The sequence below is a fragment of the Microcystis aeruginosa FD4 genome (assembly GCF_009792235.1).
Classification (GTDB): Bacteria; Cyanobacteriota; Cyanobacteriia; order Cyanobacteriales; family Microcystaceae; genus Microcystis; species Microcystis viridis.
Map to the genome: position 1 here is coordinate 4,385,197 of NZ_CP046973.1, position 20,891 is coordinate 4,406,087.

The 20,891-nt window shown below is 41.4% G+C and carries 22 protein-coding genes and 3 pseudogenes; 15 read left to right on the forward strand and 10 right to left on the reverse strand.

The genetic code is table 11. The features are described 5' to 3' along the window. Positions 1-36: 36 nt before the first annotated feature. The 3 genes and pseudogenes from GQR42_RS21720 to GQR42_RS27980 form a co-directional block, all read right to left on the reverse strand. Complete coding sequence (locus tag GQR42_RS21720) at positions 37-816, reverse strand: hypothetical protein (RefSeq protein ID WP_158201581.1); 780 nt, start codon at positions 814-816, stop codon at positions 37-39. Between the two features lie 208 nt (positions 817-1,024). Next, complete coding sequence (locus GQR42_RS21725; RefSeq protein ID WP_158201582.1) at positions 1,025-2,239, reverse strand: ISL3 family transposase; 1,215 nt, start codon at positions 2,237-2,239, stop codon at positions 1,025-1,027. A 315-nt stretch (positions 2,240-2,554) separates the two neighbouring features. Continuing rightward, positions 2,555-3,515, reverse strand: a pseudogene (locus tag GQR42_RS27980) (IS110 family transposase). A 352-nt stretch (positions 3,516-3,867) separates the two neighbouring features. Between GQR42_RS27980 and GQR42_RS21730 the strand changes: the two are divergent. Then, complete coding sequence (locus tag GQR42_RS21730) at positions 3,868-4,134, forward strand: type II toxin-antitoxin system HicA family toxin (protein ID WP_158201583.1); 267 nt, start codon at positions 3,868-3,870, stop codon at positions 4,132-4,134. Then, on the forward strand, positions 4,118-4,330 hold the full coding sequence (locus GQR42_RS21735; protein ID WP_002776225.1) for a type II toxin-antitoxin system HicB family antitoxin: 213 nt from the start codon (positions 4,118-4,120) through the stop codon (positions 4,328-4,330). The genes GQR42_RS21730 and GQR42_RS21735 overlap by 17 nt, the downstream gene beginning before the upstream one ends. 185 nt (positions 4,331-4,515) lie before the next feature. Here GQR42_RS21735 and lspA read toward each other — a convergent pair whose 3' ends face one another. The 3 genes from lspA to bioB are packed head-to-tail and all read right to left on the reverse strand — an operon-like array spanning position 4,516 to position 6,711. Then, positions 4,516-4,983 carry a signal peptidase II gene (gene lspA / locus GQR42_RS21740; protein ID WP_158202545.1) on the reverse strand — a complete coding sequence of 156 codons (468 nt, stop codon included), beginning with the start codon at positions 4,981-4,983 and terminating at the stop codon, positions 4,516-4,518. An 11-nt stretch (positions 4,984-4,994) separates the two neighbouring features. Beyond that, the gene (locus GQR42_RS21745) at positions 4,995-5,645 is read right to left on the reverse strand and encodes a biotin transporter BioY (RefSeq protein ID WP_158201584.1); all 651 of its coding nucleotides are present in this window, start codon (positions 5,643-5,645) and stop codon (positions 4,995-4,997) included. Further along, a complete protein-coding gene (gene bioB / locus GQR42_RS21750) occupies positions 5,617-6,711 on the reverse strand; it encodes a biotin synthase BioB (RefSeq protein WP_158201585.1) in 1,095 nt (364 codons plus the stop codon). Before bioB ends, GQR42_RS21745 begins: the two co-directional genes overlap by 29 nt. 133 nt (positions 6,712-6,844) lie before the next feature. Between bioB and rfbC the strand changes: the two genes are divergently transcribed. The 5 genes and pseudogenes from rfbC to GQR42_RS21775 form a co-directional block, all read left to right on the forward strand. Then, a complete protein-coding gene (gene rfbC, locus GQR42_RS21755) occupies positions 6,845-7,390 on the forward strand; it encodes a dTDP-4-dehydrorhamnose 3,5-epimerase (protein WP_158201586.1) in 546 nt (181 codons plus the stop codon). Positions 7,391-7,395: 5 nt separating this feature from the next. Next, positions 7,396-8,271, forward strand: coding sequence for a dTDP-4-dehydrorhamnose reductase (gene rfbD / locus GQR42_RS21760; RefSeq protein ID WP_158201587.1), 876 nt, complete (start codon positions 7,396-7,398; stop codon positions 8,269-8,271). Between the two features lie 4 nt (positions 8,272-8,275). Then, positions 8,276-9,349 (forward strand): glucose-1-phosphate thymidylyltransferase, encoded by a 1,074-nt coding sequence (locus tag GQR42_RS21765; RefSeq protein ID WP_158201588.1) that lies wholly within the window; start codon positions 8,276-8,278, stop codon positions 9,347-9,349. Positions 9,350-9,520: 171 nt separating this feature from the next. Beyond that, a complete protein-coding gene (leuB, locus tag GQR42_RS21770; RefSeq protein WP_158201589.1) occupies positions 9,521-10,624 on the forward strand; it encodes a 3-isopropylmalate dehydrogenase in 1,104 nt (367 codons plus the stop codon). Positions 10,625-10,771: 147 nt separating this feature from the next. Then, a pseudogene (locus GQR42_RS21775) lies at positions 10,772-11,029 on the forward strand (helix-turn-helix domain-containing protein); the annotation flags it as partial. Between the two features lie 570 nt (positions 11,030-11,599). On the opposite strand, the gene GQR42_RS21785 reads toward GQR42_RS21775, so the two are convergent. Both GQR42_RS21785 and GQR42_RS21790 read right to left on the reverse strand, forming a co-directional pair. Next, positions 11,600-12,292: a helix-turn-helix domain-containing protein gene (locus tag GQR42_RS21785; protein ID WP_158201591.1), complete on the reverse strand. Its 693-nt coding sequence runs from the start codon at positions 12,290-12,292 to the stop codon at positions 11,600-11,602. 13 nt (positions 12,293-12,305) lie between these two features. Further along, a pseudogene (locus GQR42_RS21790) lies at positions 12,306-12,588 on the reverse strand (ParB N-terminal domain-containing protein). A 115-nt stretch (positions 12,589-12,703) separates the two neighbouring features. Here GQR42_RS21790 and GQR42_RS21795 point away from each other — a divergent pair. The 8 genes from GQR42_RS21795 (at position 12,704) to GQR42_RS21830 (ending at position 20,148) form a co-directional block, all read left to right on the forward strand. After that, the gene (locus tag GQR42_RS21795; protein ID WP_158201592.1) at positions 12,704-14,467 is read left to right on the forward strand and encodes an SWIM zinc finger family protein; all 1,764 of its coding nucleotides are present in this window, start codon (positions 12,704-12,706) and stop codon (positions 14,465-14,467) included. Between the two features lie 173 nt (positions 14,468-14,640). Beyond that, on the forward strand, positions 14,641-16,752 hold the full coding sequence (gene argZ / locus GQR42_RS21800; RefSeq protein ID WP_158201593.1) for a bifunctional arginine dihydrolase/ornithine cyclodeaminase: 2,112 nt from the start codon (positions 14,641-14,643) through the stop codon (positions 16,750-16,752). A gap of 499 nt (positions 16,753-17,251) precedes the next feature. Then, positions 17,252-18,691: a protein kinase domain-containing protein gene (locus GQR42_RS21805; RefSeq protein ID WP_158201594.1), complete on the forward strand. Its 1,440-nt coding sequence runs from the start codon at positions 17,252-17,254 to the stop codon at positions 18,689-18,691. A gap of 202 nt (positions 18,692-18,893) precedes the next feature. Next, positions 18,894-18,974, forward strand: coding sequence for a hypothetical protein (locus tag GQR42_RS30130; RefSeq protein WP_371731325.1), 81 nt, complete (start codon positions 18,894-18,896; stop codon positions 18,972-18,974). Continuing rightward, positions 18,971-19,180, forward strand: coding sequence for a DUF6887 family protein (locus GQR42_RS21810; RefSeq protein WP_158201595.1), 210 nt, complete (start codon positions 18,971-18,973; stop codon positions 19,178-19,180). Before GQR42_RS30130 ends, GQR42_RS21810 begins: the two co-directional genes overlap by 4 nt. A 334-nt stretch (positions 19,181-19,514) precedes the next feature. After that, entirely contained in the window at positions 19,515-19,736 is a 222-nt protein-coding gene (locus tag GQR42_RS21820) for a DUF2283 domain-containing protein (protein ID WP_158201596.1), read from the forward strand. Positions 19,737-19,772: 36 nt separating this feature from the next. Next, complete coding sequence (locus tag GQR42_RS21825) at positions 19,773-19,994, forward strand: hypothetical protein (protein ID WP_158201597.1); 222 nt, start codon at positions 19,773-19,775, stop codon at positions 19,992-19,994. Beyond that, complete coding sequence (locus tag GQR42_RS21830; protein WP_158201598.1) at positions 19,987-20,148, forward strand: hypothetical protein; 162 nt, start codon at positions 19,987-19,989, stop codon at positions 20,146-20,148. The genes GQR42_RS21825 and GQR42_RS21830 overlap by 8 nt, the downstream gene beginning before the upstream one ends. Before the next feature lie 18 nt (positions 20,149-20,166). On the opposite strand, the gene GQR42_RS21835 is transcribed toward GQR42_RS21830, so the two are convergent. Together GQR42_RS21835 and GQR42_RS21840 are read right to left on the reverse strand one after the other, a co-directional pair. Then, the gene (locus tag GQR42_RS21835; protein WP_158201599.1) at positions 20,167-20,382 is read right to left on the reverse strand and encodes a CopG family transcriptional regulator; all 216 of its coding nucleotides are present in this window, start codon (positions 20,380-20,382) and stop codon (positions 20,167-20,169) included. Between the two features lie 3 nt (positions 20,383-20,385). After that, positions 20,386-20,808: a putative toxin-antitoxin system toxin component, PIN family gene (locus GQR42_RS21840; RefSeq protein ID WP_158201600.1), complete on the reverse strand. Its 423-nt coding sequence runs from the start codon at positions 20,806-20,808 to the stop codon at positions 20,386-20,388. Positions 20,809-20,891 lie beyond the last annotated feature (83 nt).

Consider the following 20,891-nt stretch of genomic DNA (forward strand, 5'->3'; position numbering starts at 1 on the left):
AAAGTAAGGTTACATTTCTTAAGAAATTAATCTCATCTAAGCTGTCTTGAAAAAACGAATAATCTCTCGTACATGATTGAGAAATTGACTGTCTTCTGTCAGTTGTGCGATCGCATTTTGTGCTTCCTGAGATAAGGCTTCATGTTCAACCTGATTTTTAGCCTGTAATTGTTCTAGTAAGGCTTTCAGACGGGCTAATTCTTGGCGAGTTATTTTGACTTCTTGTTGCTGTATAGCTGCCCAAGAGTTGGGATTTTCTGTATCGAGTTTTTCCATGATTATTGCCACATTAGCATCTAAATTAGAGACGCGATTGCGCAACTCTACTACATCCTCTCTGGGATACTTAATCTGTTGTCGAATCATTGACAAACGCACGGCTAAATATTGATAAGCCCGAATTGCCGGACGTAAAGCTGTCAATAATAAAGTTGCGCCAGAACTCACATATCCTACTGCACTAATTCCCGTTGATGCTAAGGTATAAAGTCCAATTCCTGACAGCAAATGTAAGGCGATTGCGAGCCGAATTGACCAACGCGCTACTGTCTTAACATAATTAACTTGTTTCTGATCTACGGGAATATTTTTTTCTTGAGAAATTGCTGCTTCTGCGATGACTTCCTCGGCATCAAAATAAATGTTCCAAGGAACAGTCACAATCACTAACAACCACCAAAAACTGGCGATCCCAATCAACCAATCGATTAAATTTCCTGACGGGATTTGCCACCATCGTAAAACCACAAAAGCTAGTAATACTAAGGCTCCAAAAATTATACAAAATCCGATAAATCCTAGATAGCTTAAAAACATCTTAGTCACCTCTTCTTTATTTCTCTTTCTTTGATGTTAGAAAAAGATTGATCAAGTTTCACTAGCGGTTGTGACACTTTGTGAATTTACCCATAAAATGGCACAATTGTGAACCATAACTTGGCTGTTTGACAACGAGTATAGTGTAGCGACTGTTTTGATTGTCAAGGGGTAATTCAAAAGGCTCTTCGTTACCCTTTATGCTAAATCAACAGACAAGATGCCAAGACAACATACTTCTAACCCAAAAATTCCGAAAGTTTCTAAAGCCATAGGCTCTCCGTTTTATTAGTTTAAGTTTATTGTTGATTCCCTCGACCACCCCATTCGTTGTCCTTTGCTCGAAATAACTAATGATTTCTCCAAACCAGTTTCGGATTGTTTGACAACTCTTGGTAAAAACACTGGAGGATTTTGCCAACCATTCTGAGATGGATAGCATTCCCTCTGTCGGATTCTCTGAGGTTTCATAAATCTTTCTAAATTCTTCCTTTAACTCGTGCATCTTTTTCAAATTTGGCAAATTTTCTTTGATAGCTTCTAGTTTGAGTTTTTGGGGTTCCGTTAAATTTTCTTCATTTTTTAACCGACTATATTTACTTCGCTTTAAAACTTCTAGTTTTGCTTCTTTTTCCGCTTTCTGTTTTTTATTTTTCTGCGCTTCTACGGCTCTTTTTTCTGCTCTTCTCTGTTCATCTAACTCTTGATTAATTTGTTTCATGACATGGAATCTATCGGCGACTACCTCGGCCGATGGCATCAATTCTTTCACCAAATTTTTATAGGGCAACCAAAGGTCTATGCTGACTTCTTCAATTTGCTCTAACACCTCTTTTCCCCATCCCGTAAGCGTTTCCCTCAATTCTTCTTGTGTTCGCTTCTCTAGAATAGCTATTAGTTTTCCCGTATCTAAATTTACTAAAACCGCACAATAATTTTTTTGTCCTTTGACTAGAGCGATTTCGTCAATTCCTAGTCTTTTTAATTTCGATAGGTCTGTCTCTGTAATTTCTTCAGCTATGTCCTCTATCATTCTTTGAATCTCTTCTTCCGTTACGTCATTTCTTCGGCTAACATTTAAAATATCTCCTTCTTTTAATTGTTCGAGTATATTCTCGGCTAGTCTTTTCGTATAGGTTCGTTTCTTGGCGACAAAATCTAACTCTTCACTAAAGGGTTTTCGACAATTATTGCACTTAAATTGACGACGATTAACTTGTAGGTACACTGGTTGTCCTGAGATTGGTAAATCTTTGACTAAATGTCGATGATTTTGGTGTAGTTTATCGCTCTCTAACCCACAATGAGGACAGGTGGCTTTTTGATTTTTCGATTCGATTCGGCAAACTATACCGATATTTTCTAGGTGTAGATAGCCTTGAATAGACGTTCCTTTTAGGTTCAAAAATTTGTCAAGCATCATAAGTAAAATAATCTCGTTTTTGGCTATTATATCAAATCTTAACTCAATTGTCTATCTTTTGGTATTAACCTGTTTGTGCCTAAAATCTTTCCCTGTTTGGGTTTGAGCTATTTTTGAGCGTAGGTACTCTTATCGAATTTTATTTTAAGTTAATTATTTGCATAACAATTACCGAAGAGCCATTCAAAAAAACTCAAACAGTTGCCGTAAAACTCAAAATCTCAAGCCAGAAAAAAGCGCAGCAAAAACTAAGTCGCTCAGGTTAAACCAAAGCAAGCGCAACCCTTGATCAGAGATAACAAAAAGTGTGAATCTCTAGGAACAAGGTGGTAAATTGTCAGCAAGCTGCCAAGGCTGATTTTGGCGAACCATTGCATTAAGAATAACTAAGATTTTCCCCACACAAGCAGTCAGAGCCAGTTTTTTTGATTTACTTCGTTCGACTAGGCGTTCGTAAAAGGCTTTAATTACCAGATTATGACCCATAGCCACCACCGCTCCCATGTAAAGAGTCGCCCGAATCTGAGCGCGACCTCCCTGAATCATCCGCTTACCTTTATGTTGACCACTATCAGGATTAATCGGCGCAACACCGACTAAGCGAGAGATTTGTTTGGCGGTTAATTGACCGAGTTCTGGTAAGTCGGAGACGAGAGTAGTGGAAATTACTTGACCAATCCCCGGCACGGTTTTTAGTAAATTGACTTTCTCGGGCCATTGTTGGTTAGCTTGGGTCAATTTCTCAATTTCTTGATTGAGTTTTTAGGCGGCAGTTATCGAGATACTCTAAATGGGCTTCGATATCGGCCAAAGCTTTACCGCGAGCGCGTTCCCGTCGGTTTTTTTCGGCAGTCCGCATCTCGACAAGTTGCCGGCGACGACTAATTAAGTCGCCCAATTGACGAGATTCTTCCGACTCAACCGCTAATATTTGCGGTTGCATTGCCTCGCCAAAATGAGCTAAAATTTGAGCGTCAATGGCATCGGTTTTGGCTAACTTACCAGTAGCTTTGGCAAAGTCTCTTCCTTGACGGGGATTGATTAAAGCCCCCGGTAAAACCGCTGCTTGTAATTGAATCACCAGTTCAGTTTCTCAACCTCCTGTCGCTTCCAGAACGATGAGGTTGATCGTGTAAGATTTTAGGGTCTCGACCAGTTTAGATATGTCCTCCTCTGTGTTAGCAACTTTCATCGCTTTACCGAGGGGACGGAGGTAAACATCTAGGGTCGCTTTGCTAATGTCAATGCCTACCCATTGAGAGATATTTTCCCTGATTGAACCTAACTAAAGCAAGCAGAATTGATGGTTATTTTGGAGAGCATCCCCTTGATTTTACTCATCCTTGCCCGATACGGTCTGTTAGCTTGACAATTGATTGTTTTCGCGACGACCCCGGCGACTGTTCGAGTTTTGTCAGGGAGATTATGGTGGTGACCCTTGCTACGAAGCGGTCTTTTCCGACCAAGGTTGGGACGGTCTACCACTTCTCTCAATATACAAGGTTGGGCTTCGGCCGTGAGCTTTTGCCGAACGGTTGAAGCATGAAACCCAACGCCGGCTCATGTTACGAAGTGCGCTAACCCATCCTACAAATAATTGTGCCTCCCTACTTATATTTATCGGATGTATGAGTAAACAAGATAAATTATTGATTAAAATTCTTTTATGTAATTCTGATGCTAACATTCCCTTCGAGCAACTTTGTCAACTACTGAGGAAATTAGGATTTGATCAACGAATAGGAGGAATTCATCATATTTTTACCAAAGAAGGAGTTGAAGAAATTTTAAATCTGCAACCCAAACAAGGAAAAGCAAAAGTCTATCAAGTTAAGCAAATTCGTAGTCTGATTTTAAAATATAAGTTAGGAGATCAAGATGAAAATTCGTTATGAACTGATTATTTACTGGAGTAATGAGGATCAACTATTTATCGTTGAAGTTCCAGAACTTGCAGGATGTATGGCTGATGGAGAAACTTATCAAGAAGCTGTGCAAAATGCTGAAATCATTATTCAACAATGGATTGAAACAGCACAAGAATTAGGGCGAGAAATTCCTGAACCTAAAGGACGTTTATTATTTGCTTGAACAAGCGCAGAAATATGTAATACTAAATCCAGTTATTAGAGACTGATTATCTATTTTAAATGATCAGGACTCTAGGGATATAATACTAAATCACCAATTTTTTTTGAACAGAAAAAGTAAGGGCGAAGCATTCGGATAGAAAATCTACGGTTTCAGCGATAGGTTATCGCCCGAATGCTTCGCCCCTACAGGACGCTTGACTTGTGGGGAAAAGTCGAAATTAATAGGCAAATAATCCCGATATTGATAAAGACATCAGCCAGATTAAAAACAGGAAAATTAATCAATCGAAAATCGAGAAAATCCACCACATAACCAAACAAAAAGCGATCGATACCATTACCGAAAGCCCCTGCTAAAATAAAACCGTAGGCCAATTGTTCCCAACGACTTAAATGGGGTCCAAAGTAAGCAAAAGCCATTAATCCCAAACTAACCAATAAAGATAGCCATTTTAGCCAACCAACACCGCCCCGAAAAACACTAAAAGCCGCCCCAGTATTAATCACATAGGTAAAATGAAAAATCCCCGGAATAATCGGGAAAGTATCACTAATTTGCTCAAAACTCTGCACGGTTATATACTTAGTTACTTGGTCTAAAATTAGACCAATCACCGCCACTATCCAAAACCAGCGATTCTTTTTTAACATTGGCTGTGGCATCAATAAAATAATAATTTACGGAAGAAAAAGGCAATAATTACCACCACACAAATTACTACTAACTGCCCTAAAAATGGCCAGACTGAATAATTCATAAATAGGGTGGGCAAACTATCGGGAAAGGTGATTTGACTGGCTTGGGGCTGAAAAATCGACAATCCCAGCATATATAATAAACCGCACAGATGAATCACTAACAAACCGGCAAAAGCACTTAGAGCCAGGGTTTCTATCTTGGCGCGCCAGCGAAAAGCCAACCAACCACACAGCCATGCCCCCGGCATAAAGCCTAAAATATAGCCAAAACTGGGTTCTTTCAGATAACCCATTCCCCCACCCTGGGCAAACACGGGCAACCAAGTTAAACCGAGAAAAATATAGGCCACCTGGGCGAGAAGCCCGGCATTTTTGCCCCCCAGACAGCCCGTTAACAATACTGCCCCAATTTGGTAAGTTATGCCTAATTTTTGCGAAGATAGACCCGTAGCCGACCAACTAGCTAGGCTTACTGGAACAAATGTACTAAAAATTGTCAGCAACAAACCAATCAAAGCCCAGATTAACTCATTGGGAACCGATGCGGAAACGCGCCGCGGGGGAGATTCTCGTCCTCGACGTGATTTAGGTTGCCTGTTGGGGTTGGTATTCACCGGGGATGGGGGCTTCTCCTCCTATTAAACTAAGATCAGCCAACATCGCCTGATCCTGTTGGGGGGGTTGTCCTAGAGTGGTCAAATAATGCCCAATCAGCATAGCATTAATTCCCGATTTTAGCCCCAGATTTTGCAATTCTCCCATCACTGCCTCTCGTCCCCCGGCATAACGGAGGATTTGTTGGGGTAAAATAAACCGGAAAATAGCGATCGCTTTTAGGGCAGTAAAAGGGTCTAGTTTGGGTAAATGACCTAAAGGGGTGCCACTTCTGGGGTTTAATAGGTTAATCGGCACTGATTCCACTTCTAATTCCGCTAGGGAAAAAGCTAAATCGATGCGATCGGTCCAACTTTCCCCCATACCGATAATTCCGCCTGTACAAGCCTGAATTCCCGCCGCTTTCAGGTTTTTTACCGTTTCTACCCGATCCTGCCAACTGTGGGTGGAGACGACGTTAGGATAAAAATTCTCGGAAGCTTCCAGATTGTGATTATAACGGGTAACTCCAGCTTCTTTTAAGGCTTGCGCTTGGGCAAGGGTTAACTCTCCTAGGGCGCAGCAGGGTTTAATCTTGGCTGTTTCGATGATTTCTTGAACTGTGGCCAGTATTTCCTCGAATTCCTGCGATTTAGGGCTATTGTACTTTAATCCCCGGCCTTGACTAACTAAACAGAAGCGTTTGGCCCCCGCGTCGGCCGCCGCTTTCGCATGGCTGACGATTTCCTCGCGACTTTTTAAACCGTAGATAGGCGAATCTTGACCAGGATGGTGGACGGATTGGGAACAAAAACTACAATTTTCCGAACAACTTCCCGATTTTATGTTGATAATGCTACATAAATCCACCGTATTACCACAACAGGCCTGACGAATGCGATCGGCAGCCTCACATAAGCTGAAAATATTTTCCTGACCTTCGATCGCAGTTAAAGCTAGGGCCTCTTGCTTACTGAGTCGATCGCCAGCGATAATCTGATTAGCCCTAGTCTGTAACCAGTTTTTTAAGGCTTCTCCCTCGATGGGGATAGATTGAGTAGCGGTGTGTGTAGAGACTTGTACCACGTCGTTTATGCTCTGACTAAGTTAGGCTCATCTTATCATTATTCAGTTACTGGGGAAAGATTAATAAAAAACTTTAGAAAAAAATACCCTTTTGTGCTAGACTACCCGCAAAAGTTATCTTGTCTCCGATTTTATGAAAGTTATTCCGACGGAAATTCCTGATGTTTTAATCATTGAACCGCAAGTTTACGGAGACGATCGAGGTTTTTTCTTGGAGAGTTTTAATCAGAGAGATTTTCGAGAAAAAACTGGAGTCAATACCACTTTTGTCCAGGATAATCACTCTATGTCCTTAAAAAATGTCCTGCGAGGATTGCACTATCAAATTCCCAATCCCCAGGGTAAATTGGTGCGAGTGGTGAGCGGTAGTGTTTTTGATGTGGCCGTGGATGCGCGTCAAAGTTCCCCCACTTTTGGGCAATGGGTAGGCTGTGTTTTAAGTGCGGAAAATAAACGGATTTTCTGGGTTCCCGAAGGTTTTGCCCATGGCTTTCTAGTTCTCTCTGAACGAGCCGAATTTCTCTACAAAACCACTAATTATTATTATCCTCAATACGAAAAAACCATTTTATGGAATGATGCAGATTTAGGGATTGATTGGCCTCTAGATACCCCCCCGATTCTCTCTCCTAAAGACCAAGCTGGACAACCCTTTAAATCCGTGGAACTTTTCCCCTAAAGACAATGAAAAAAGTTTTACTAATTGGTGCTAAAGGTCAAGTAGGACAAGAGTTACAGGTAACTTTACCTCCTTGGGGTGAAGTTATTAGTATCGGTCGAGAAGAACTAGATTTAACTAACTCGGAAAAAATCCGCCAGTTAATTAGGGAAATTCACCCCGATTATCTGGTTAATGCCGCCGCTTATACGGCAGTAGATAAAGCCGAAATCGAGCCAGATTTAGCCTATTCTATCAATGCTATAGCCCCAAAAATTATGGCGGAATCTGCCGAGAAAATTCAAGCTAAATTTCTCCATATTTCCACCGATTATGTCTTTGATGGTCGGAAAAATACCCCCTATCTAGAAACCGATCTAACTAATCCTTTAGGGGTTTATGGACAATCAAAGTTAAGGGGAGAAGAGGAGATTAAAACTGTTAATTCTCAGGCAATTATCCTGCGTACTGCTTGGGTTTACGGCAGTTATGGCAAAAGTAATTTTGTCAAAACTATGCTGAGATTAGGCAAGGAAAGAGAGGAGTTAAAAGTAGTTGTTGATCAGGTGGGAAGTCCCACTTGGGCAAAAGATATCGCCACGGCCATTACTCACCTTCTAATTAATGTCGATAATCCCGCAGGAATCTATAATTTTACTAATAGCGGTGTCGCCAGTTGGTTTGATTTAACTAAAGCGATTTTTGAGGAGGCAAAAATAAGCGGTATTCCCTTAAAAATTCAGAGAGTAATTCCCATTACTACTGCTGAATATCCTACCCCAGCAGTGCGTCCGGCCTACTCGGTTCTTTCTGGTCAAAAAATCTCGCAACAATTAGGTTATATTCCTCCCTATTGGCGAGATTCCCTCAAAGCGATGCTCAACCAACTATTTAATCTTTAAAACTATGAAAGCACTAATTTTATCCGGTGGTAAAGGTACGAGGTTACGTCCCCTAACTTATACTGGGGCAAAACAGTTAGTTCCCGTGGCCAATAAACCGATTTTATGGTATGGAATCGAATCAATTGTGGCCGCAGGAATTACCGATATTGGCATTATTATCAGTCCCGAAACCGGGGAAGAAATTCGTCAGACCACGGGCAGTGGTGAACAGTTTGGCGCTAAGATAACTTATATTCGCCAAGATCAACCGGCTGGATTAGCTCACGCGGTCAAAACTGCCCAATCTTTCCTAGGAGATTCCCCCTTTATTATGTACTTGGGTGATAACCTAATCGAGGATGATTTATCGCCCTTTTTAGAGTCTTTTCACCAACAGTCTCTTGACGCTTTAATTCTCCTGCGAAAAGTGTCTAATCCTAGTGCTTTTGGGGTGGCAAAAGTAAATGAAACCGGCAAAGTTTTATACTTAGTCGAAAAACCCAAAGAACCCCCCTCAAATTTAGCTTTGGTGGGGATTTATTTTTTTGCTCCCACCATTCATCAAGCGATCGCATCTATTCAACCTTCGGGCCGGGGTGAGTTAGAAATTACCGACGCTATCCAAGAATTAATCAATCAAAATAAAGCAGTAGAAGCGAATAAACTACTGGGTTGGTGGTTAGATACGGGTAAAAAAGATGATTTATTAGAAGCAAATCGGATTATCCTCGATACCTGTCTAGAAATCGCTTTACAGGGAGAAATTGATCCTAATAGTCAGGTGATCGGACGGGTACAAATTGGTCAGGGTAGTAAAATTATTAATAGTACCATTCGCGGTCCTGTCATTATTGGAGAAAATTGTCACATTGAGAATTGTTTTATCGGTCCCTATAGTAGTGTGGCTAATGGAGTAAAATTAATTGATGCCGACATAGAACACAGTGTAATTCTCAAAGATGCCACGATTATTGGCATTCATCAGCGCATAGTTGATAGTGTTATCGGACGACGGGCAAAATTAGAAATTGCTCCCCAACGTCCAAAAGCTTTACGCTTTATGATCGGGGATGATTCCCATGTAGAATTAGTTTAGTTATCGGGGACTAACTGCCAGTTTAATTAATACCGGAAGATCGAGAATTTCCCTAGCTAATTCGCCAGCAGTTTTCCAGTTTTTCTGGCCAAGATTGAGGTTTTCAGGACAAAAAAGCCCACCTAACTATGTTACAATCAAAAGCCTGACCTATTTTACCGTTCTAGCACTATGACCCAACAGTATCGCATTACCCTACTACCCGGCGATGGTATCGGGCCGGAAATCCTCGCTGTCACCGTAGAGATACTGAAAGTCATCGGTAAAAAATTTGACCTCCAGTTTGACTTCCAAACCGCTTTAATTGGAGGGGCAGCCATTGATGAAACCGGCAACCCCCTCCCCGCAGCAACCCTGAGCGCCTGTAAAAATAGTGATGCTGTTCTCTTGGCCGCTATCGGGGGTTATCAATGGGATAATTTGCCCCGGCAGCAAAGGCCAGAAACGGGATTATTAGGCTTAAGATCTGGCTTAGGTCTTTTTGCTAATTTACGTCCTGCCACCATTTTTCCGCAATTAATCGACGCTTCTAGTCTCAAACGGGAGATTATCGAGGGAGTGGATATCATGGTCGTCCGGGAATTGACTGGGGGTGTCTACTTCGGTCAACCGAAGGGGATTTTTGAGACGGAAACGGGAGAAAAATGCGGTGTAAATACCATGGTTTACTTGGAGTCGGAGGTGGACCGCATCGCTAAGGTGGCCTTTGAAATTGCCCAAAAACGCAGCAATAAACTCTGTTCCGTCGATAAAGCTAATGTTCTTGATGTTTCCCAACTCTGGCGCGACCGGGTGACGAAAATGGCCGCTAATTATCCCGATGTGGAACTTTCCCATCTCTACGTCGATAACGCAGCCATGCAGTTAGTCCGGGCCCCCAAACAATTTGATACTATCGTCACGGGCAATTTATTCGGTGATATTCTCTCCGATGAAGCGGCCATGTTAACCGGTAGTATCGGAATGTTACCCTCCGCTAGTTTGGGGACTGCTGGGGTGGGAGTTTTTGAACCCGTCCACGGTTCGGCCCCGGATATCGCCGGCCAAGATAAAGCCAATCCGATCGCCCAGATTCTCAGTGCTGCTATGATGTTAAAATATGGGCTAAATCAGCCTTTAGCGGCAGCATCGCTGGAAAAAGCCATAGAAAAAGTCTTAGCTCTCGGTTATCGGACTGGAGATATTTTCTCGGAAGGTATGACCCTAGTGGGATGCCAAGCTATGGGCCAGGCCATCCTGAAAGTTTTAGAAGGGAGCATCCCGCTTTTGCCATAAGCATAAATACTCAAGAAATTAGGAGAAGCCAGAGTGCAGAATAGAAACATTCTCATCGAAAATTTTGGGTCTGAAACCCCGTCGTTCTACGACGGCTTTACCGTTAAATACTAGCGCATTTACCAAATATATGCTAAAATGTGAGACATGGAAAAAGCCTATTCTTCCCGATTTTACCCCACACCCGAACAAGAGTCGCTATTGCGGCGCACTTTGGGCTGTGTAAGATTGGTTGACAATAAGGCACTCCATCTCAGAACACAAGCATGGTACGAAAGACAAGAAAGAGTAGGATATGCTCAAACTTCTTCAATGCTAACCGATTGGAAAAAGCAAGAAGAATTAGACTTTCTCAATGAAGTTAGTTGTGTCCCTTTACAACAAGGGTTAAGACATTTACAAACTAGATTGGCTACTTAACATCTTCTGAAAGCAATAGAGTCTCCTACTTGAATTAATTCATATTTTGATATTACCTTCAGTGTTACTTTATTGCTAGGTTCTGCGGAACAGCCTACTAACAACAGTAAACCAATTGCAATTAATTGTGAAATTTTGATGAACATAATCATCATTGGATTACCTCCAAAATTCGAGTGTAGCTTGTAGGGTGCGTTAGCGTTAGCGTAACGCACCAATCCCAGTTAGAAACCCAACATTATTGACGACATTGGTGTGGTTGGGTTTCGCTCAAGCGTCGCTAATATTTGACAGACAAGAGTTATTATTGCTCAACCCAACCTACGGCTACTTAAATTTCCTAACACGAGTGTGTCAAGGTCTCTGTTTTGGATTGCAATCTTTACCAATGAGATAAAAGCAGACCATGGGGGAATTTTTCCCAGCACATATAAGCAAATTTGTCAAGATGCTGGAAAAATTTTCTTTGCTTTTGCGATCAATTATCGATAGCGTTTTCAGAGAACTTCTCCGAAGAGGTTTTCACAGCACTAAAGTTCTGCAAGAATCATCCCTTTAAGCGGTGACATTTTCTGTTTCTGCTGGTTCAATTTCTGGCATTTCTACTTTAATTAAACTCACTTTAGCACGATAAAGTAGTTTTTCCCCATGACGATAGCCCCGATAACGCACTAGAACAGGTGTACCTATTTCTACCTGACCATCGATCAATTGATGGATTTGCGGATCGTAACTAACATGATCACCGACACTGTCAATTGGTTGCACTCCCCAGCGCTCCAGTAACTGCATAATCGGTTTAACTAAAGAGAGGATTTTGACCGCTGCTAGGTCAGTATTTTTGCGGGCAACGGCCTCGGCCGTGGGCCATTGAACTAACCAAGATTCGATCGCTTCGATGCTTTGACGTTGAAATTCTGCGGCTAATTCTTCTTTTTGCTTGTCTAATTTTTGCTGTAAATTTTGATACTCTTGTTCGAGAATTTTTAATTCCCCTGAATGATCCTCTGGCTGCATAGTCGGAATTTCAAAATGAGCGAGTAGATCCCTAACTGGCAGCTGCAGACCCTTAGCTAATTTCACCAAAGATTCAGAGGATAATTTGGCGATTAAACCATGGCGAACTCTCTGCAATTGCCAAGAAGATAGACCCGATAACCGACTCAATTCTTCCAGATTTTTACAGCCAATTTCTGCCATTAACTGCTCTAATTTTTGCCGATGATATTTATATAAGGACTCATTCATGGGACTTCTCAGCTTAAGCGATGTGTTTAGCTAAAACGGATTTAGGAGCGCGACGAACAAAGACAGAGAATTGTTTCTTTACCGAGACGCTGATGAGCTACAAAGCGATGGCAACCGGAAAAACCGTAGTAGTCACCATCCACTTCTAAAACATCGATCGGTTCTCGTAATCCCTCCTCAGCGATCGATTGCATCAACTGATTAACTTTTTCGGGATCGGTTTGTCGCGGTAAAGGACGACGAATTTGGGACAGAGGAATGTTTTTAATTTCCATAGTGTCTTCACTATAGCACATTTAGGCTAAACTGAAGATAAGTTGACTCGGTTGCTGATGCACTGGTCCGCCTCGGTGCTGGCAGTTTTCTTGACACAGACAAGATTTTATCACCCAATCCTCTCCTTTTCTGACTATGACTATTCCTCCTATCAATGAAAAAATTATCCGGCAAAATAGCACCAATGCTTCCTATCAGCGCGGTCAATATTATTACGATAATGGTGCAGTTATTTCTCTTTGGCAACGGGGGCAAAATCTGCAAGCTTTAGTGAGTGGTAGTGAGGTTAAACCCTATCGAGTTGCTATCGATTTTAACCAAGATAATCTTGAGAATGTTTCCTGTTCCTGTCCCTACGATTACGAGGGTTGGTGTAAGCATATTGTGGCGGTTTTATTAACCTGTTCTCGTCAACCAGAATTAATTATCAAAAAAGCCTCTCTAGAGGAGTTATTGACACCAATCGATGAAAGTAAATTAAGAAAATTGCTTAATCATTTAGTGGCTAAACACCCAGAAATTATCGAGACAATTGATAGGTTTTTATTTCCAGCTACCCCAGTTAATAAAGCGGGAGGGAAGATAACTATTAATGTCAAAGCTTATCGTAATACTGTCCGTAATGAACTGCGGCAATCCCTGCGAGCGATCGAAGAAGATTACTACGAAGAAGACCCAATTTCTAATGAAATTTATGCCCTAGTGGATGAGTCCCAAGATTATTATCAAAAGGGAGAACCAGATAATGCGATCGCTATTTTAGAAGCAATTATTAGCGCCTGTATCGAGGAATGGGATAATTTAGAAGATTACGGTGCTGTTAATGATGATTTAAGTGCCAGAATCGATCGAGTTCTAACCGCAGCAATTTTAAGTAAAGAATTTAATCCCCAAGAAAAGCAAGATTTAAAGGAAAAGATCGAGCAATGGCAGCATGAATGGAGTGCTGATTTTGAGATGAGTTTAGCAGCCTTACAACAGGGATGGGACGATCCAGTTTTAGAGAAGATTTTACGAGGAGAATCGGCTAATTTTTCAGAAATGTGGTCAGGGAATATCCCCGATTATGCCCAAACATTAACTTCTATTCGCTTAGAAATTTTCGAGCAACAGGAAAAAGATCAGGAGTATTTGAATCTAGCTTTAGCTTCAGGACAAGTGGTAGAATACCTAACTAAGTTAGTCTATCTTGATCGCATTGATGAAGCGATGGCAGCGGCAAAAAACATGATAACTAAAAACGATGAAGCCTTCTTTTTTGCCAAAGCTTTACGCGATGAATCCGCACCAGAATCCGCTCTCATAATTGCCAGGGGGGGTCTAAATTTCCCAGGAAATTCTTATTATCAATTAGCTCTCTGGACAAGTGAACTAGCGCAATCTTTAGGGGATATAGATACAGCTTTGGCTGCTAGAATTAAGGCATTTCAAGACCAACCTTCCTTTTCCCATTACCAAAAAATTGAGTCTTTAGCGGGGGAAGATTGGCCCGATTTAAAACTAGACTTGTTAGATTACTTGCGCGAGTTTAGCGGTGGACGTTCCACAGAGGCTAAAATCGATATATTTCTCCACGAAAATTTAGTTAGAGATGCAATTAAAGTCGTTTCTGATAATTCCTATGTGCAGTCTCACCTAATTTGGCGGATAATGGATGCGGCTGCTACCGTAGATCCTAACTGGGTGATCGATCACGCGCGTCCTCCTGCGGAAAAGATACTCGACGAAAAAAAGGCTGATCGCTACGAAGAAGCGATTAAATGGCTGAAAAAAGCTCGTAATGCCTTTTATATGTCAGGAAGACGGGAAGAATGGCAAACTTATCGGGAAAGTTTGATTAAGGAACACGGACGCAAATCGAAATTTATGGGGTTATTTAAACATCAGGATTTACAATAATTTAAGCTTCTAGCCGTCAGTTATCGGCTAAAATCAGGCTGTTTTTAGCTTCTAGAGCGGGAATTGTCCTAATCTTAGACCTATTGATATTTTGGGGCAAAGTAGAGTATAATAGAAGATTGGTCTAAACTTATCTCCAGACTACTTATACTGAATATTCATTGTCAAAAAATATGACTGAAACTATTCGCTTTTTGATGTGTTCTCCCGATCATTACGATGTGGATTATGTGATTAATCCTTGGATGGAGGGCAACATTCACAAATCTTCCCAGGAAAAAGCTAGGCAACAATGGCAGCAGCTTTATCATATTCTCAAAGATCGGGCGCTCGTGGATTTAGTCACACCAGAAAAAGGCTGGCCCGACATGGTTTTTACCGCTAATGCAGGTTTAGTTCTGGAAAAAACTGTCGTTTTAAGTCGCTTTTTACACAAAGAAAGACAGGGAGAAGAACCCTATTTTAAACAGTGGTTTGAAGATAACGGTTTTACGGTTCATGAACTGCCAAAAGATTTACCCTTTGAAGGTGCAGGAGACGCATTATTAGATCGGGAAGGACGTTGGTTATGGGCAGGATATGGCTTCAGAACCGAGTTAGATTCCCACCCTTTAATCGCTAAATGGCTCGATATCGAGGTTTTGTCCCTACGTTTAATCGATGAACGTTTCTATCACCTTGATACCTGTTTTTGTCCCCTTAGTGGCGGTTATCTACTCTACTATCCCGATGCTTTTGATGCCTATTCTAATCGGTTAATTGAGTTAAAAATTCCTGAAGAAAAACGCATTATCGTTGAAGAAGCAGATGCAGTTAACTTTGCTTGTAATGCTGTGAATATCGGTCAAGTAATCGTCATGAATAAAATTAGTGACGATTTACAACATAAGTTAGCAGCAAAAAGCTTTGAAGTGGTACAAACTCCCCTGACGGAGTTCTTAAAAGCAGGAGGTGCAGCCAAATGTTTAACCCTGCGTACCACGGAACCCTTAATTCCAGACCATCACGCTAATGTCACCATTGAAAGTCGCATTCTCCAGTTAGAAGGTCATCTTCTCGATGCGGGAATTATGAATAAAGCTCTCGATGTTGTGGTAGGAAATGGGGGCAGCTTCAAGGTTTTAAACTTCACTTTGGGGATTGAGCGCCAAAGTACCTCCTCAGCAGAAGTGCGCGTTTCTGCACCCTCCCACGAGGTAATGGAGGAGATCATGGTACAATTGATCGACCTCGGTGCAGCCGCTCGTCCCCAAGAAATCTGTGATGTCAATACCGCAGTGGTGACACAAGATGGGGTTGCTCCCGATGATTTTTATGTCAGCACCATCTATCCCACGGAAGTGCGGGTTAGCTGTGAATGGGTGCGGGTGGAAAATCAACGCATGGATGCAGCCATCGTCGTCACTGAAGGTGCGGAAGGCAAAACGGCCAAATGTACTCTGCTACGGGATTTAAAAGCTGGCGATCGCGTTATGGTGGGAGTTGAGGGCATCCGTACTATCCGACAGGCGGAATCCCGGGAACAACGCAACAGCACCCAGGAATTTACCTTTATGGGTGCGGGGGTTTCCAGCGAGCGCCGAGTCGAGTTAACCGTGGAGCAGATTGCCTGGGAAATGCGTAAAATTCGCGACCAAGGCGGTAAAGTGGTGGTAACGGCAGGTCCAGTGGTCATTCACACCGGAGGAGCGCAACATCTCTCCCGTTTAATCCGCGATGGTTACGTTCACGCTTTACTGGGGGGAAATGCGATCGCAGTTCACGACATGGAACAGGCGATCATGGGTACTTCTTTAGGGGTAGATATGCAGAAAGGCATCCCGGTGCGCGGTGGCCATCGTCACCACCTCAAGATTATCAACCTCATCCGTCGTCACGGCAGCATCGCCAAAGCTGTATCGGCCGGGGTATTGACAAAAGGCGTAATGTATGAATGCGTCAAGAATAATATCCCCTTCAGTTTGGCCGGTTCAATTCGCGATGATGGTCCGCTTCCGGATACGGAGATGGATTTAATTAAAGCACAGGAAGAATATTCCCGCTTAATTCAAGGTGCAGACATGATTCTCATGCTCTCTAGTATGCTCCATTCCATCGGTGTGGGCAATATGACACCGGCAGGGGTAAAAATGGTCTGTGTCGATATTAACCCGGCCGTGGTGACAAAATTAAGCGATCGAGGTTCCGTAGAATCGGTGGGTATTGTCACCGATGTGGGTTTATTCCTGAGTTTGTTAACCCAACAGTTGGATAAATTAACCCGTCCCTTGGTAGAAACGGTTTAAAACCCAAAATAGATATCGGGTGGGTTACGCTTTGCTAACTCACCTATTTTTGTCGGTATTTTCAACCAATTATCAGAGAAAATTTGCCCACTAGAGTCGCCCTAGCTTGCTTTCTTTTTGTATAATACTAAATCTGGTTATTAAGTAGCTGGTTATAATTAAATTAAAAATGGGTTTTAGGTTCGATCCCCCCTTAGTCCTAGGGTTGATTCATAGTAGGGTTGATTCATAGTAGGGTTGATTCATAGTAGGGTTGATTCATAGTAGGGTTGATTCATAGTAGGGTTGATTCATGAATCAACCCTACCCTTAGTCCCTCCTTGATAAGGGTTGTGTCTGATAATTTTTAACGCCTACCTACTTAAAGACTGATTATTTATTCCCCTTTTTGCCTTTTACATGAGCAGAAAACGGGTTTCTCCGAGAAACCCGTTTTCTGTGCGTTACTCAACGGATTTAGTATAATAGGGATTAATCTTCCCATACTTGTCAAACGGCTATGAGTCTCTGTCTCAATCCCGATTGTTCGCACAAAAACACCCCCACGGATAAATTCTGTCATAAGTGCGGTTCTCAATTACTGCTCAGAGAACGTTATCGAGCGCTAAAATTAATCGGTCAAGGGGGTTTTGGTAAGACATTTCAAGCGATAGATGAGGATAAACCCTCAAAACCCTACTGCGTCATTAAACAATTTTTCCCATCCGCGCAGGGAACAGGAACTTTACAAAAAGCAGCAGAATTATTTAAAGAAGAAGCGATTCGTTTAGATAGTTTGGGAAGATACCCACAAATCCCCGAACTTTACGCCTATTTTACCGCTAATGATGGGCGACAATACCTCGTACAGGAATATATCGAAGGACAAAATCTCGAACAAGAATTAAAACAGGAAGGAGTATTTAACGAAGCCAAAATTAAACATCTTTTATCAGAGATTTTACCGATTCTAGAATTTATTCATAGTAAACAAGTAATTCATCGCGACATTAAACCCGAAAATATTATTCGCAGAAAAAGCGATAATAAATTGATTTTAGTCGATTTTGGGGCGGCAAAATTTGTCAGTCCTTTAAATCGTTCCATGACAGGAACAATTATCGGTTCTGCGGAATACGTCGCACCAGAACAGGGGAACGGGAAAGCAGTTAATGCCAGTGATTTGTATAGTTTGGGTGTAACTGGCATTTATTTATTAACAGGAATATCTCCCTTTGATTTATTCGATGGGGGAGAACACCAATGGGTATGGCGACAGTCGTTAGTTAATAATCCTGTTAGTAATGAGTTAGGGAATATTTTCGATAAATTAATCGAGTTTGGCACGAAAAAACGCTATCAATCAGCGTCAGAAGTATTGCAAGCTTTGCAGATAAAAACATCAGTATTTATTCCCCAGACAACTATTCAAAAGCCTGTTAATCCCGTTATTTCCGTTCCCCAAACTCCCCCATCTATCCAGCTTAAAAGTGCCAAAGGAATCGATTATCGGAAATTAGAAGATTTATTAAAACGGCAGCAATGGAAGCAAGCGGACATAATAACTTTTGAAACTATGCTGAGAATTTGTAACAGACATAAATTTTTAAGAGTTGAAGATATAGATATTTTCCCTTGTGAAGACTTACAAATAATTGATCAACTATGGTTAAAATATAGCCAAGAAAAGTTTGGCTTTTCGATTCAAAAACAAATATTTGATCGGCTTGATAATGGTCAACAATATAATGATAAGCTCTGGGATGACTTCGGTTTGATTATAGGATGGCGAAAGGGGAATAAAAACATTAGATACGACAGGGCTATTTTCGATATCAATGCACCTAGAGGACATCTACCATGCCGAATCTTTGATTTGTGGAATTGGGGAGGAGTTGGTGGCGGAACTGGGTCTCTATTTTATTCTCTCGCGTCGAGACTTGTAAAATGTAACATATAAAGGTAACAGCCAATTTTTAAGAATTGTATCGGGTTGATTTTCCACGAAGCCATGCGGGTTCTGGGATAATAAAGCTGGCACAATTCTAGGAGAAGATATTTGCCGACTCAAAAACAGAAAGATACCGCTATCTTTATTTGTCAGTTGCTTATCTTTTTTCTACCAACCGATATACCTATTCCGCTATGATAGCCGACTCAAAATTATTTATATTTTAGCGGGAACCAATGAAGACATCAGCATTTTAATCGATGAACAGGGAAATTGGAACTTTGAATTATGAAAAAATCACCTTCGGAAATGACTAACGCAGAACTCCGTCAGTATCTTTCGGAACATCGAAATGAAGAAGCTATTTTTAGGGAAGCACTAGAAGTATTATTAAGCGGAAAAAAAGACGGTTTTAAATATCCCGCACCTCAAATGATGTCCTATAAAGAAATAGAAACGATTTTCAAGGAAAAATTAAATCAAATAATTGAGGAATAGAAATCGTGCGTTATGCGATTATTATCGAAAAAATTGATAGGGTTTCGATTCCTGTTACAGGTTGGCGATATAATATTGGTTGGATAAATGAAAGAAGTTCGATTTAGTGAGCATTCTAGAATCAAATTGAATTTGCTATCCGCTCGTGGAATTTTTATCACTCCTGAATTTATCCTCGAAACCGTACAATTTCCTGACAAAATAGAAATCTCTGAAGACAACAAGCGAATCGCACAAAAAAAGTTCAATGATAATTTAGTGATTCGAGTAGTTTATCGAGAATTCAGTGCTTTTTTCTTAATCATCACCCTTTACCCCGGTAGGATATCCCGATATGAAAAAGATACACTATAGCCCAGATGTGGATGCTTTATTAATTGAGTTAAACAATAATCCAATTGCTTACGCAGAGGAGGAAGGGAAAACAATATTACATTATTCCGAGGACGATCAGTTAGTTTTGATCGAGATTCTAGATTTTGGTTGTTCTCTATCGGAAGATGCTAGACAAGAACTTGCAAAATCCATATCTTCTCGTGCATCGATTCAAATATAGTTATCGATTAATGTCCATCTCACAACAATTTCAATTATGAAAGGTATTCAGTATATTGTCGATGAAACAGGGGAAAAAACGGCAGTTGTTAATGAGTTTTATCAAAATTTACTCGATCGCTCTCCCGTAAACGAAGACTGGATAAATCGATCGCCTTTTCGAGAAAAATTAGATCAAGCTCTGACATGGAATGCTAATCATCCACCGCAGTTATCAGATCTAGAATCCCTAGAGAGCAAACTCGAAAATCATGAGTAAGGTTTTACTTGATCTGAACAACCCGATTTTTGAGCGAGATTTATTCAATTTACCCAAAAGTGAAGCATCATCCGCTCTGAAAACTTTCAGGAAAATTTCTCAATTAACTTGGGAGCAGTTATATCAAGATCAAGGATTAAAATTGATTGTTTGACGGAAATTATCGAGAAAATCACCCCAAAGAATCTAGTTTTGCCAGTAATTCCAGACCCCGATCAGGGTTGCCATTAGCAGCAATCGCTTGAAAGCGAGTATAAGCGTCGTTTTCAGCGAGGGCGATCATTGATAATTCCTCGATTAGTTTATTGATGCTGATACCCCGGCTGCGGGCAATTTCTTTGAGTCGATCGTGTTTGTCGTCGGGAAGTCGGATTGTGAGAGTAACCATAGATTAACTCTGGATTAGGTTTTCTGGTTTGAGGATCGATAGTTCGGGAAAAAGTAATTCGGTATTGTGAAAATCTCTGATGTTATTGGTGACGATAATTCCAGCACTACCAGCGATCGCTAACTCGACCAAATGGTTATCGGCCTCATCCTTTAGATTGGGTCGCCACAAATAATAAATATAAACCCACTCACAGACGGCGATAAAGGCTGCGTGTAATTCTCGCAGATCTTGTTCGCTTAGGGGACATTTAGCCTTGATTTCCTCGCGCTCGATCACCGATTCGTATTCGGTAAATAGTGCGTTTCCCATCAAAGGACGGTAATCACCTTGCAAACACCGTCGGATAACTTCTCTCGCAGGCCCCCTCGATCCGATTAAGGCACTGATGAAAACGCTCGTATCGACCACGATTTTAGGTTTCATTCGATCATGATAGCATCTACCTTATCTCCTGCGAGGGCGATCGAAGGATGGGTTAGCGAAGCGTAACCTACCGTAAATTTAGG